The organism is Microbacterium tumbae (genome assembly GCF_054780175.1).
In genome coordinates, this window is record NZ_BAAGWV010000001.1 from 830,507 (window position 1) to 843,611 (window position 13,105).

The following is a 13,105-nucleotide window of genomic DNA, read 5'->3' on the forward strand; positions in this document are numbered from 1 at the left end:
GTGCGTCTTCTCTCTCGTCACTGAGGGATGCGGTCCGCCTGGCGTGCCGCGGATCGGAACAGCTTCGTGGAGACCGGTGCGATGAGCCGGCTCCACAGGGGGAACGTGACCACGAGCAGGGCGATCACGAGAAAGGTCGTCGAGATGGGCCCGCGGAAGAACACGGCGGGGTCGCCGCCGGAGTACTGGATGGACTGCCGGAGCGACTTCTCCAGCAGCGGCCCGAGGATGAGCGTCAGAGCGATGGGGACGATCGGGAAGTCGATGAGCTTCGCGAAGTACCCGAACAGGCCGAAGGCGATGAGGACTCCGATGTCCCAGAGGCTCTTGTTGACCGAGTACGAGCCGATCACCATGAACGCGATGATCAGCGGGAAGAGGAGGTTGTAGGGGATCCGCACGATCTGCACCCAGATCCGGATGAGCGGGAGGTTCATGATCAGGAGGATCGCGTTGCCGACGAAGAGGCTCGCGATGATGCCCCAGACCAGCACCGGGTTCGACTCGAAGAGCTTCGGTCCAGGCGTGAGCCCGTTGATGAGGAAGGCGCCCATGAGGACCGCGATCGTCGGCGAGGCCGGGATGCCGAGGGTGAACAGCGGGATCATCGCCGAGTTGGCATAGGCGTTGTTGGTCGTCTCCGGCCCCGCGACCCCCTGGATCGCGCCCTTGCCGAACGCCTCCGGATGCTTGGAGACCTTCTTCTCGAGCGCGTAGGACATCAGGGTCGGCGCGACGGTCCCGATGCCGGGGATGATCCCGAGGACGGAGCCGAGCACCGAACCGCGGGCGATCGCGCCGGACGACTCCTTCAGGTCCTGCCGCGTGACGCGAGCCGACGCCTTCGCGTGGGCGTATGCCGGGGCATACCGGAGATGGGCGTTGTACAGGATCTCGCCGAGCCCGAACAGCCCCATGATGATCGGGACGAAGTCGAGACCGCTCAGCAGTTCCAGATGGCCGAACGTGAGACGCGGCATGCCGGTGAAGAGGTCGGTCCCCGGGAGCACGAGGACAAGGCCGACGGCGCCGGAGACGAGGCTCAGCAGCACCGATCGGCTTCCGAGGCCCACCAGCAGGCAGATCGCGAAGACGAGGAGGGCGAACATCTCCGGCGGACCGAACGAGAGCGCGAGGCCGGCGAGCGTGGGAGCTGCCAGCACGAGCAGGACGGTCGCGACCGTGCCCCCGATGAACGAGCCGATCGCGGCGATGCCGAGGGCGGATCCCGCCCGGCCCTGTTTCGCCATCTGATAGCCGTCGATCGCGGTGATGGCCGACGAGCCCTCGCCGGGGACGTTGAGGAGGACCGTCGTGATCGTCCCGCCGTACATCGCACCGTAGTAGATCGCCGCGAGCATGATGATCGAGCCCGTCGCGTCGAGGTAGAAGCTCAGCGGCAGCAGGATCGAGATGCCGGCGATCGGTCCCACTCCGGGAAGGATGCCCACCATCATGCCGAGCGCGCATCCGACGAGGGCGAACAGCAGGTTCTGCGGTTGAAGCGCCGTGGAGAAGCCGTCCAGCAGCAATGCCCAGGTGTCCAACGCGCCTCCTCATCGAGTCAAACGTTCGGATAGCGAACGTTTGTGCGCTTTACATTCAATCAGCGCCTCTGGGGACTGTCAACCCTCAGAGGCGCGCGAACCGGATCGGCTCGCGCGCGGCAGGGCGGATCACCGACGCGATCGTCCAGGGACGGACCCGACGACGAAAGCGAGGGGTGCGCGCTCTGCGACGGAACGCGCCCCCCGCGGCGCGACGGAACGCTCGGTCCCGCGGCGGGGCATCCGTCCGGGAGCACGGCGAGCGCGGCGGACGATCGGCGCATCAGCGGACGGACGGCCTCACGGCATCCGCACCCGCCTCATGACCGGTCGACGACCCTGAAGTCCTCCTCGATCGCCTGCGCATGCCGCTGCAGCGGCTCGAGGAAGCGCTCGACGACCTCGTCCGCGGTGACGGTGACGGCGGGAGCGGACAGGTTCATCGCCGCGACCGTCTTGCCCTGGGCGTCGCGGATCGGGACGGCGATGGCGCGCAGTCCGAGCTCCAGCTCCTGATCGACCATCGCCCAGCCGGCCTCCCTGACCTCCGCGATGACGCCGCGGAGGGCGGCTCGGTCGACGACGGTCGAGGCGGTGTGCGCGATGAGGGCGGCCCTGTCCAGGAACTCGTCCAGCTCGGCCTCGTCGAGGCCGGCCAGCAGCACGCGGCCCATCGACGTGGACGCCGCGGGAAGCCGGGTGCCGACGTTGATGTTCACCGACATGATCCGCCTCGTCATGACCCGGGCGACATAGATGATGTCCTGATCGTCCAGCACGGAGACGGAGGAGGACAGCTGCACCTCGGCGACCACCTGCTCCAGGTGCGGCATCGCGACCTCGGGAAGGCCGAGTGACGAGAGATAGGCGTATCCGAGCTCGAGCACGCGAGGGCGAAGCGAGAAGTGCTTGCGATCGCTGCGGACATACCCGAGGCGCTGGAGGGTGAGGAGGAAACGCCGAGCCGCGGCGCGGGTCAGATCGGTGCGCTGCGCCACCTCGCTCAGGGTGAGATGAGGATTGTCGACGTCGAAGGCGCGAATCACGCTGAGCCCCCGCTCGAGCGACTGGACGAAGTCGGTCGACTTTGGTTCCATGCGATCTCTCCTCATCCGGCCGGCATCGGCCGCGCGATCCTGCCCCCGACACTACGGCACGACGGGGAACGTCCGCGTCAGCAGCACGCGGGGAGCCCGCCGCCCCCGGCCCTCAGAGCGATCGCGCGAACTCGCCGAGCTCCCGGTTGAACCTCTCGGGGAACTCCAGGAAGGGCGAGTGCCCTGCACCGTCGTAGAGCGATATCCGACAGTCCGCGACGTTACGCCGGATGTACTCCGCGGCGGCCGGCAGCGCGACGTCGTCCTGCGCGCCCTGGGTCGACAGCACCGGGACCGTCAGGGCGCGCAGCTCCGGCGTGTTGTCGCTGTCGGGACGGGTCGTCATCGCCCACCGTACGAAGGGCGTCACCGTCATGTTGAACGCGAGGATCTCCTCCACCCGATCCGTGCTCAGGGGGACGGCGGTGCAGGCGCGGACGAAACCGCGCATCGCGGCGATGTTCTCGCCGAGGTCATCCGAGACCGCGCCGTCGTAGTAGTCGAAGAAGCCGCCGCCGATGAGACCGGCCTCGCCGCCGGATGCTCCCATGATGACCGCCCAGTCCACGAAGTTGACGCCCGCGATCGCCGCATCCCCGTAGCGACGCAGATAGTCGCCGATCACGAAACCGCCGTACGACCAGCCGACGAGGACCGGCGGTGCGCTCGTGAACGCCCCGATCACGCCATCCAGGTCCTGCGCCCAGATCTCGCTCGCCCGATAGACCTCCGGATCGCCGAGAGGCGCGTCCGAGGTCCCGTGCCCGCGCAGATCGACCGCGATCAGCGAGAACTCATCCGCCAGCTGCGGGTCGCGGATCTGCTCGATCCAGGAGAGATGGCTCTGCGACCAGCCGTGCACGAAGACGATCGGACGCCCGTCCGGGTTCCCGGAGACGTCGGCGTGCAGCCGCAGCCCGTCATGGCTGCGGACGTACTGCGCCGTCATCGCGAGGCGTCCTCGCGGACCAGGGCGAGCGGACGGACCGGCGCCCCTGTCGCACCCACGAGCGGCAGCGGGGAGAGGACGAAGGCGAACTCCGCCACGCCGGCGGCGGCGATCGTCTCCAGGTCCATGGTCTCGATGATGTGGATGCCCTCGTCGACGATGAGCAGCTTGTGCGCGGGGAGCCCGCCGGCCGAGGAGGGCCCCAGGTGCTCGAAGGCGATCGTGTCCGAGCCGACGGCCCGGGGCCGACGATCCGCGAGCCATCGCGCACCGGGGACTCCGACACCGGGCATCCCCGACTCGCCGCCTTCGAAGAGGGCCCTGTCGTCGAAGACCGCGCCCCATCCCGTGCGGACGAGGACGACGTCACCCTGCCCGATCTCGACGCCTGCGCGCGCGAGAGCCGCGTCCAGATCCTCCGGACGCACCTCGTCGTCACCGTCCAGGCGCTCTCTGCCGAGCGCGCGCGGGATGTCCAGGAGCACTCCCCTGCACACCCAGGGGCCGACCTCCTCGGCGCCGTGACGCACGAATCGCCCGCCCTGCATCGCGTCCGACACCGCGATCCCGCCGTGGAGCATCCCCTCGAAGGAGATGTGCGACAGCGCATCGATGTGGGTGCCGACATGCCCGCCGGTGAAGAGGATCTCGTTCGCGCCGGTGGACCCGTCCGCCCTCATCAGGTCTCCATGACGACGGCTCACGCTCATCCGGAACTGCGGGTGGTCGGGGGACTGCGGAATGCCGTTCGCCAGAGGACGGCCGAGGTCGTAGATCTCGACGCCCTTCGTGATCGCCTCGATGAACGCGTCACTGCTCATGTGCAGTCCTTTCGCTGTGCGGAGTCGTCCCGGTCACGATGACACCAGTCTCCGGCGGATGTTGGCGTCGAGCAGGAGGGCGCCGAGGACGACCAGCCCCTGCACGATGTAGATGAGGTAGTTGGCGAGGGCCATGAGGTTCAACCCGTTCTGCACCGCGGCCAGGAGGATCGCCCCGCAGAACGCTCCCCACACCGACCCACGACCGCCGAGGAGGCTGATGCCGCCGATCACCGCCGCGCCGATGCCGGAGAGCAGGAGCGACCCCGTGCCGGTGGTGCTGTCCGCGCCGGAGGTGTACGAGGCGAGGGCGAGGCCTGCCAGGCCCGCGAGCCCCCCGGCGACGAGGAACCCCGTCCATCGGACGAGGCCGGTGCGGATGCCGTTCTCCCGCGCAGCCTTCGGGTTCCCCCCGACGGCGTAGAGGTGACGTCCTCCCACGGTCTGGGTGAGGACGAACCACACCACGACGATGAGGATGACGAGGATCGCGAACTGCAGCGGGAACCCGCCGGACTGCTCCAGGTAGAGCGCCACGACGACACCGGCCAGCAGAGCGACGACCGGGGCGATGAGGCGCAGCAGCAGATGCGGGAGGGCCTCGGCGTGATGGCGCCAGCGTGAGACCGCCTGGTACGCCAGCAGTGCGGTGAGCAGCACGACGATCGTGAGGGCGACCCACAGCGGCAGCTTCGCGAACGCGAGGTTCGACAGTGGAGAGGTGGGCAGCGCGACGCGGGAGCTCGGTCCGAGCAGGGCGAGCTGGACGCCGTAGAAGACGAGGTAGCCGGCGAGGGTCAGCACGAAGGACCGGATCTTGCCCAGCACCACGATCAGGCCCTGCAGGGCTCCGACCGCGACGCCGGCGACGACGAAGACGAGGAGTCCCGCCTGCCAGGACCAGCCGAGGTTCGCCATCGACGACACCCCGAGCGCAGCCGTGAATCCCGCGACGGACCCGAGTGAGAGGTCGATCTCGCCCATCAGGATCATGATCGCCGAGGCGATGGCGATGAGCGCGAGCGGAACCATCTCGACGAGCAGGTTGGAGATGTTCTGCGCCCGCAGGAAGTACCCGGTGGCGAGCTGGAAGAACAGCACGACGACGATCAGCGCGAGGATCATCGGAGCCTGCGGCAGCCGCAGCACCCTGACGAAGGGGTTCGTCCTGTCCGCCCGGCGCCGCGGCTCGACGCCGGAAGCGGCGACGGCGGTCACGACCGCGCCCCTTCCGCGCCCATGATCGCCGCGACGACCTCTTCCTCTGTGACCGTGCTGGTCTCGTAGATCGCCCTCAGGCGACCGAGCCTCATGACCGCCACCTGATCGCTCACTTCGAACACCTCCCTCAGATTGTGCGAGATCACCATGACGGCGGTCCCCTCCTCCCGCAGGCGGGCGATGAGATTGAGCACCTGCCTCGACTGCTCGACCCCGAGCGCCGCGGTCGGCTCGTCGAGGATCACCACCTTCGCCTCCTCGAGGACGGCCCTGGCGATCGCGATGCTCTGCCGCTGCCCGCCGGAGAGCGACTCGACCTTGGCGTGGATGTCCTGGATGGTCGTCGTGCCGAGCCGCCGCAGGGACCCGCTGGCCAGCCGCTCCATCCGCGTGCGATCCAGCACGGGAGTCGGGATGCCGAAGGCGTGGATCCTCAGCTCGGAGCAGAGGTACATGTTCTCGATGATGCTGAGGCTCTCGACCAGGGCGAGATCCTGGAAGACGGACTGGATGCCGTGCCTGCGCGCCGCGCGGGGGTCGCGGAACTCCACGTCCTGGCCGTCCACGCGCAGCACGCCGTGATCGGGCTGGATGACGCCTGTCATGCACTTCACGAACGTGGACTTCCCGGCGCCGTTGTCGCCCACCAGTGCCGTCACGACGCCGGGACGAAGGGCGAGGGTGACCTCCTCCAGAGCGGTGATCCCTCCGAAGCTCTTCGCGATTCCTCTCGCTTCGAACACCGGCGGGCGATCGAGTACGGATTCGGTCACCTTCGACCCTTCTTCCTGTTGTCGGTTCTCGGTTCTGCGGGACGGGGGCTGCGCCGGCTCAGGAGCAGAAGTCCCCGCCCTCCTCCGGCGACAGGCCGTCGCACACCTCGTCCTTCGTGACGTTGCCGAACTCGATCGGAAGATCGATGCTCTCGGGCGTCACGAGGTGGAAGGGGATGTTCACGAAGGGGATCTCGGGCGTCTTGTAGGAGTACGTGCCGTCGAACACCGGCGGCTCCTCGCCGGCGAGCGTGTAGGCGATGATCTGCGCCGCGGCGTCGGCCTGGTCGTCGAAGGAGCGGGCGACGGTCGCCGTGAGCGTGCCCCGCAGCATGTTCTGCAGACCGGACTGCAGGCCGTCCAGGCCGATCACCTTGACGGTCCCGGCCTTGCCGACGTTCTCGAGCGCGTTGATGACGCCGACGCTCATGTCGTCGTTCGCCACGATGAAGGCGGCGATGTCCGGGTGCGCGACGAGCGCCGCCGCGGCGATCTTCTGCGCGTTGGCCGGATCGAAGTTGACCGCTCCGTCGTCGACCACGACGTCGATGGTGCCGTCGTCGATCGCCGACTGCAGTCCCTCGATCACGCCCTGCCGCTCCCGCTGCGCGTAGACGGTCGCGAGGTCGCCGCTGATGACGCCGATCTCCGCCCCTTCGGGGAGGTTGTCCAGCGCCCACTCGGCCTGGATCTGGCCGACGGCGAGGTCGCCATCGCCCACGAGACCCACGACATCCTCCGCGGGGACGTCCTGCGGCGGGTTCAGGTAGAGGCCGACGGGCACATCGTTCTGCTTCGCGGCATTGAGGATGGCCGTCGGCGTGACCTCCACGGGCGTGATCAGCAGGAAGTCGAGCCCCTTCACGAGGGCCGCGTTGACCTGCTGCAGCTGCGTGGCCGCGTTGCCCTTGGGGTCGTACGCCTCCAGCGTCACGTTGGGCGCGTACTCGGCGAGGTGCTTCTCGATGTTGGGGATGTCGTACTTGTACCAGCGCGTGACGTCGCCGTTGTACATCGCGAAGCCGACGGTCGCCTCCCCGTCGAAGACCACGCCTTCCCCGCTCGCGCCTCCCCCGTCTCCCGAGGGAGCCTCTTCCTCTGGAGCGGTGCCGGCGCAGGCGGCCAGGACGACCGCGATCGTCGCCAGGCCCGCCCCCAGCATGAGCCTGCGGGCGTTCCGGGGCTTTCCGGAGTGTGCTGTGAACATGTGGACTCCTTCGTCAATGAACATTATGTGCACACAAGTGCGTTACGCGAACAAACTGTGGCACCGCGTCGATCCGTTGTCAAGGCCGGACGCAGAACCGGTCAGCGAGCGGCGGTCGGGGTGTCGGCGACGATCGATCTCGCGACCAGATCCGCGAACTCCGCGGGGCTGAGACCCAGTTCTCCGACGAGGACCTCCTCGTTGTGCTCCCCGAAGCACGGGGCGGCACGGCGCACCCGATGCGGAACGCCGTCGATGTGCACGGGGAGGATCGGATACCGATGCGTTCCGGCCTCGCGGTGCGTCACCGCCTGGATGACGCCGCGGCTGTCGAGATAGGTGCTGCGGGCGAGGTCGCCGGCCTTGAGCACCGCGGCGGCCGGCACTCCGGCGTCCTGGAGGATCTGCGCCGCCGTGCTCTTGTCGAGTCCGGCGGCCCATCCACCGACGACCGCGTCGATCTCGTCGACCGCCGCCCTCCTCGCCGCGAGGGACGACAGTCGAGGAAGGTCTGCGAGATCCCCGCCGACCGCACGCCACAGCGCCGCGAACTCCTCCTCGTCGAAGGCGGCGACGGCGAGCCACTCGTCGTCGCCCGCCGTCCGGTAGGCGCGATGGGGCGCGGCATCCGCACGCCAGTTGCCCCGCGGCACGGGCTGCCGCCCGGTGACGACGGCGGCGATGATCTCCTCGCCGATCCAGTGCATGGCCGCATCGCGCTGGGCGATCTCGACGTGCTGGCCCCGGCCGGTGGCCTGCCTGGCGACGAGGGCGGTCACGACCGCAGCGGCGCCATGGAGTCCCCCGATCGGATCGTTGTACGCCGGTCCCGTCACGGTCGGCCGCCCGTCGCCGTAGCCCACGAGCCCCGCGATCCCCGCCATGAGCTCCATGCTCGGCCCGTACGCGATCCAGGAGGCCATCGGCCCCGTCGAGCCGTAGGCGGGCATCTCGAGGAGGATCGTGCGGGGATCGGCCGCGCGCAGCGCCTCCCATCCGAGGCCCATCCGGTCGAGAGCGCCGGTGCTGAAGTTCGCCATCACGATGTCGTGCTGTGCGGCGAGACGCTGCGCGATGTCCCGCCCCTCCGACGATTTGAGGTCCAGGACGATGCCCCGCTTGTCCTGGTTCTGCGTGTTGAACTGGAAATGACGATCGTAGGGCCGCGCATCGGGCTCGAAGTCCGGGTACCGGTCCAGGTCGCCGCCGCGGGCCGCACCGCGCCAGTCGTCGATGCGACCCGGACCCTCGACCTTCAGAACATCGGCGCCGAGCGCGCCCAGCAGCCGGGCCGCCATCGGACCCGCCCACGCGCTGGAGAGATCCAGCACCCGGACGCCGGACAGCGGGGCTCCGGGCTCGCCGCCCTCTCGGGCGAAGCCTCGGCCGGCGCGCTGCCGCGCGAGGGGCTGCGGATCGCCACCGCCGATCTCCGGCGCCGAGCGCCCCCTGACCTGTTCGGTCTCTCCGAAGGAGAACATCGGGCCCAGCTGCGGAAGCGCTCCGGTGTCGGCGTCGTCCCAGAAGCCCCGTTGCACCAGCTGCGGCGACTCGCGAAGCAGGGGAAGCGGCATCGACCGGGCGACGACGGCACGCGCCTCCTGCCCCCGCTCGACGAGGTCGTCGACCAGGCTGTCGGAGAGCCGATCCTCGAGGACCTGCCGGAACAGCGGCCAGTTCTCCCGGCGATCCTCATGGCGTGCGAACCGCGGATCGGCGATGAGATCCTCGACGCCGAGCGCGGTGCACGTCGCCTCCCACCTGCTCACGTTCACGAAGAGGCCGAGGTAGCCGTCCTTGACCTTCACCACGGCGCGCTGGGTCTCCTTGGCATCCCGACCCAACTCGGAGCCGTTGTACTCGTAGTGCGCGATGCGGCAGAAGTTCATGCTCGCCGCGATCTCTGCGACGGCGACGTCCACGAGGTGGTCGCCGTCACCGCCGCCGTAGAGCGTCGCGAGGCCCGTCGTGTACGCGGCGGTGCCCGCGGCGTACGACGCGCGGTGTCCCACGCCGTAGAGCGGCTCGGCGCCGGGATCCCCGTTCTCGTGCATCGTGCCGGACAGCGCCTGGTAGACGAGCTCCTCGCCCCTCCAACCGGAGAGCTCGTTCTCCGCGCCGAACGGACTGATACGGATCACGACGCGTCGATCCGCGGCGCTCGGCGCCAGCGGCCGGTCGTCCTCGACGATCACGACGTCCGCGTTCGCGAGGAGCTCCTCGAGGCCTTCCGCATCCTCGAGGATGCTGTGCTTGCCGAGCGCGAGATGCCAGAACAGGGTCGATCTCTCCACGCCGTCCGCTCCCGTGACCCGTGGCCCGGTGCGGCGGAGCCGATGCCCCTCGTGCGGTTCGACGAGCGCGACCGTCGCGCCGTTGTCCGCGAACAGCCGACTGCAGAACTGACCGGCCACCGAGGTGGTCAGGTCGACCACGACGATGCCTCCGAGGGCGGCGCCACCAGTCCGCGACTCCACGTCCACCACGAGTTCTCCTTCTCTCTTCTCCTGCTCCGCCGGCCCGCGCCCTGCGACCAAGGCGCGGCACTGGCGCCTTCGATGCGCCGTGAGCGAGGGTACGCCGCGTCGTGCCGGGTCCCGCGGACCCGGCACGACGGCCGATGCGATCCTTACAGCCCCAGCGCCTCGTTGATCTCGGCACGGACGTCGTCCGTCAGATCCGGGAAGTAGTCGGCGATCAGCGCCAGCCCGTCCGGGACGATGGGGCAGTCCGGGATGTCGTCGTAGGCGACCGGGAAGTTGTCGCCCGCCATGCAGGTGATCTGAGCCGCCTCCTTGGACATCATGAAGTTCAGGAACAGCGCACCGGCGTTGGGAGAGCCGCCGGCCGAGTCGGGGATCGCCCAGATGTGCGAGGTTCCGATCACCGGGTCGGTGGTCTGACGCTCGATGGGAGCGCCCTGCGTGACCGCGGCCGTGGTGAGCTCCTTCACCGAGGGGAAGACGACGGGCACCTCGCCGGCGGCGACCTGCTGAGCGGCGGTCGCCGAGCTCTCGAACATGCCGCCGACGTTGTCCGCGAACTGCGTGAGCAGCTCGTCGCCGAACTCATCGCGGATGAACATCGCCCAGCCCATGAAGGACGCCGAGGAGTTCGGGTTCGCCATCAGCGCGTCCCCGAGTCCGTCCCAGTTCGCCAGCTCCTCCCAGTCGGTGGGGACATCGCTCGCCTGGTCCGAGTTGTAGGCGACGATGAACTCGTTCGCCTGCTGGTGGACGTAGGTGCCGTCGCCGCCGATGAAGCGATCCGGCCAGACCTCGACGTTCGGGACGATGTCCGGCGTGATCGTGCGGAACCACTCCGGGTTGTCGTCGTAGAGCACGTTGTCGACCAGCTGCATGACGTCGGCCGTCGGGCTCCCGGCCTCCATCTCCGAGGCGACGCGCGCCGTGAGGGGTCCGGAGTCGAGCCGGATCATGTTGACGACGATCTCCGGGTACTCGGCCTGGAACTCGTCGACGAGGGCGTTGCGGACGGTCTCGTTGCCGATGCTCGTGTAGACGGTGACCTGGCCCTCCTGCTTCGCGGCCTCGACGACGGCGTCGAAGTCCGCGGGCGGGGCGGCGTCGTCGCCTCCGGGCTCCTCGGCGCCGCCGCAGCCGCTGAGGGCGAGCGTGCCGATCAGGCCCATCGCCGCGATCGCGGTGGCCATTCTCCTGCGTGGGATTCTCATATCACTCCTTAGTGTTCGAATCGTGCTGTGGTGGTGCTGGTCGGGCTCGCGCTCAGTTGCGACGCGCGTATCGCGGACGTCCGAGCCAGAGGAGGATCCCGACCACGACGGAGGCGATCACCGTCATCAGGACCGAGAGCACCGCGACGTTCGTGAACGACCCCTGCTCCCAGTAGTCCCTCAGCTGCAGGCCCACGACCGGCGTGCGCGGTGTCGACAGGAGCACGGCGAGGGAGAGCTCACCCGTCATGAGGACGAAGAGCAGCGCCCAGGTGGCGAAGATGCCGGGGATCATGAGCGGGAGGACGACAGTGCGTACCGTGCGCCAGCGCGTGGCGCCGTTGACCTCGGCCGCCTCGGTGAGCGAGCCGTGGATCTGCGCCCGGGAGCTCTCCAGGTTGATCACGGCGTGCGGCAGGAAGACGATGAGATAGGCGATCACCAGGATCCACACCGTGGAGCCGAGGGAGAACGGCGGGCCGGCGAACGCGAGGATGAACGCCACGCCGAGGACCGTGCTGGAGACGACGCCGGCGATCTTCGCCACGCCGTCGACGGCCGCCGACACGAACCGGTTCTTCGTCGCCTCCCGGAACAGCAGGATCGCCATCCCGGAGATGATCGTGGCGATGCCGACCAGGATGCCGAGCACGAGGCTGTTGAGCAGCGACTGCTGCGCGACGCGGTTCCCCAGCACCGAGGCGTAGTTGGCGAGGGTGTACTCGGCGCCGAGGATCGACGGGTTCCAGTACGTCTGGAAGCTGACGAGCACCAGGGCGAGGACGGGGAGGACGGAGGAGGCGATGACGTATCCGATCACCATCGCCCGTGCCAGCCACTTCCAGCCGCCCAGGCGCGTCTTCGACGCTCCCTCGGTGCGCTCCCCCACCCTGGTGAAGCGCCCGCCGCTCAGCACCCGCTGCTGCGCGATCCACAGGAGCACCAGCGCGATGAACATGAACAGGCTCAGTCCGAGCGCGGTGTCGAGGTCGGCGGGGTACACCTGGGTGACGGCACGGACGAGGCGCACGGAGACGATGTCGATGTCGGCCCTGGTCGCGATGACGACGGGGACGGAGTACAGCGCGAAGGCGACGATCGCGACCACGACGAACGCACCGGCCACGGCCGGGGCCACGCTGCGCAGCGCGATGTTGAAGAAGACGCGGACGCTGCCGGCGCCGTTCACCCTCGCCGCCTCCTCGCGGGACAGGTCGATGGTGCGGAAGGCGGCGCTGATCGGCAGATAGGCATAGGGCACGAGCGTCAGCGTGTACACGAACACGAGCCCCGGGGCCGAGTAGATGTCGAGCTGAGCGCTCTCCGGGAGCCACGGCATCAGGCCGTTGAGGAACCCCGTCTTGGGCGCGGCGAGCATCACCCATCCGATGGCCATGGCCACGGAGGGGAGGAACAGCGGGATGAGCGGCAGGACGCCGCCGATGCTGCCCAGCGTCGCGTCGGTCCGCTCGTTGATCCAGGCGAGGAGCGTCGCCACGATGACCGCGCAGACGGAGGCGACGACGGTGACCCCGACGGTGTCCCTCAGCAGCGTGGGGAACCATGGCTGGTTCACGAGCTCGACGATCCCGCTCGCGCCCGTCTCCTGGACTCCGCGGACGATCATCCGCACCAGCGGGTAGACGACGAGGAACGCCACCAGCGCGGTGAGGGCGAGGACGATCCCGGGGAAGAAGGGCAGGCTGCGCGTCTCGGCCAGGCGCGAGCTCTTGCCCTGCGCCACGGCGTCGAGCGCGGTCAGCGCCCCGCCGGCGCTCTGGGACTTCTCCGACATG

At 69.0% G+C, this 13,105-nt stretch carries 10 protein-coding genes; all 10 read right to left on the reverse strand.

What is annotated here, in order from left to right:
• Positions 1–17: 17 nt before the first annotated feature.
• Positions 18–1,547, reverse strand: a complete 1,530-nt coding sequence (locus ACYVGQ_RS03870) for a tripartite tricarboxylate transporter permease (RefSeq protein WP_460783209.1) — start codon at positions 1,545–1,547, stop codon at positions 18–20.
• Between the two features lie 320 nt (positions 1,548–1,867).
• Positions 1,868–2,644 carry an IclR family transcriptional regulator domain-containing protein gene (locus ACYVGQ_RS03875; RefSeq protein WP_460783210.1) on the reverse strand — a complete coding sequence of 259 codons (777 nt, stop codon included), beginning with the start codon at positions 2,642–2,644 and terminating at the stop codon, positions 1,868–1,870.
• 112 nt (positions 2,645–2,756) lie between these two features.
• Positions 2,757–3,593, reverse strand: a complete 837-nt coding sequence (locus ACYVGQ_RS03880; RefSeq protein ID WP_460783211.1) for an alpha/beta fold hydrolase — start codon at positions 3,591–3,593, stop codon at positions 2,757–2,759.
• Complete coding sequence (locus ACYVGQ_RS03885; RefSeq protein ID WP_460783212.1) at positions 3,590–4,414, reverse strand: cyclase family protein; 825 nt, start codon at positions 4,412–4,414, stop codon at positions 3,590–3,592. Before ACYVGQ_RS03885 ends, ACYVGQ_RS03880 begins: the two co-directional genes overlap by 4 nt.
• A gap of 33 nt (positions 4,415–4,447) precedes the next feature.
• On the reverse strand, positions 4,448–5,632 hold the full coding sequence (locus ACYVGQ_RS03890; RefSeq protein ID WP_460783213.1) for an ABC transporter permease subunit: 1,185 nt from the start codon (positions 5,630–5,632) through the stop codon (positions 4,448–4,450).
• Positions 5,629–6,408 carry an ATP-binding cassette domain-containing protein gene (locus ACYVGQ_RS03895; protein WP_460783214.1) on the reverse strand — a complete coding sequence of 260 codons (780 nt, stop codon included), beginning with the start codon at positions 6,406–6,408 and terminating at the stop codon, positions 5,629–5,631. The genes ACYVGQ_RS03890 and ACYVGQ_RS03895 overlap by 4 nt, the downstream gene beginning before the upstream one ends.
• Before the next feature lie 58 nt (positions 6,409–6,466).
• A complete protein-coding gene (locus ACYVGQ_RS03900) occupies positions 6,467–7,615 on the reverse strand; it encodes a sugar ABC transporter substrate-binding protein (RefSeq protein WP_460783215.1) in 1,149 nt (382 codons plus the stop codon).
• Between the two features lie 101 nt (positions 7,616–7,716).
• A complete protein-coding gene (locus ACYVGQ_RS03905) occupies positions 7,717–10,101 on the reverse strand; it encodes a CaiB/BaiF CoA-transferase family protein (RefSeq protein ID WP_460783216.1) in 2,385 nt (794 codons plus the stop codon).
• A 143-nt stretch (positions 10,102–10,244) separates the two neighbouring features.
• Complete coding sequence (locus tag ACYVGQ_RS03910) at positions 10,245–11,288, reverse strand: ABC transporter substrate-binding protein (RefSeq protein WP_460783217.1); 1,044 nt, start codon at positions 11,286–11,288, stop codon at positions 10,245–10,247.
• Positions 11,289–11,361: 73 nt separating this feature from the next.
• Positions 11,362–13,104, reverse strand: coding sequence for an ABC transporter permease (locus ACYVGQ_RS03915; protein ID WP_460783218.1), 1,743 nt, complete (start codon positions 13,102–13,104; stop codon positions 11,362–11,364).
• Position 13,105 lies beyond the last annotated feature (1 nt).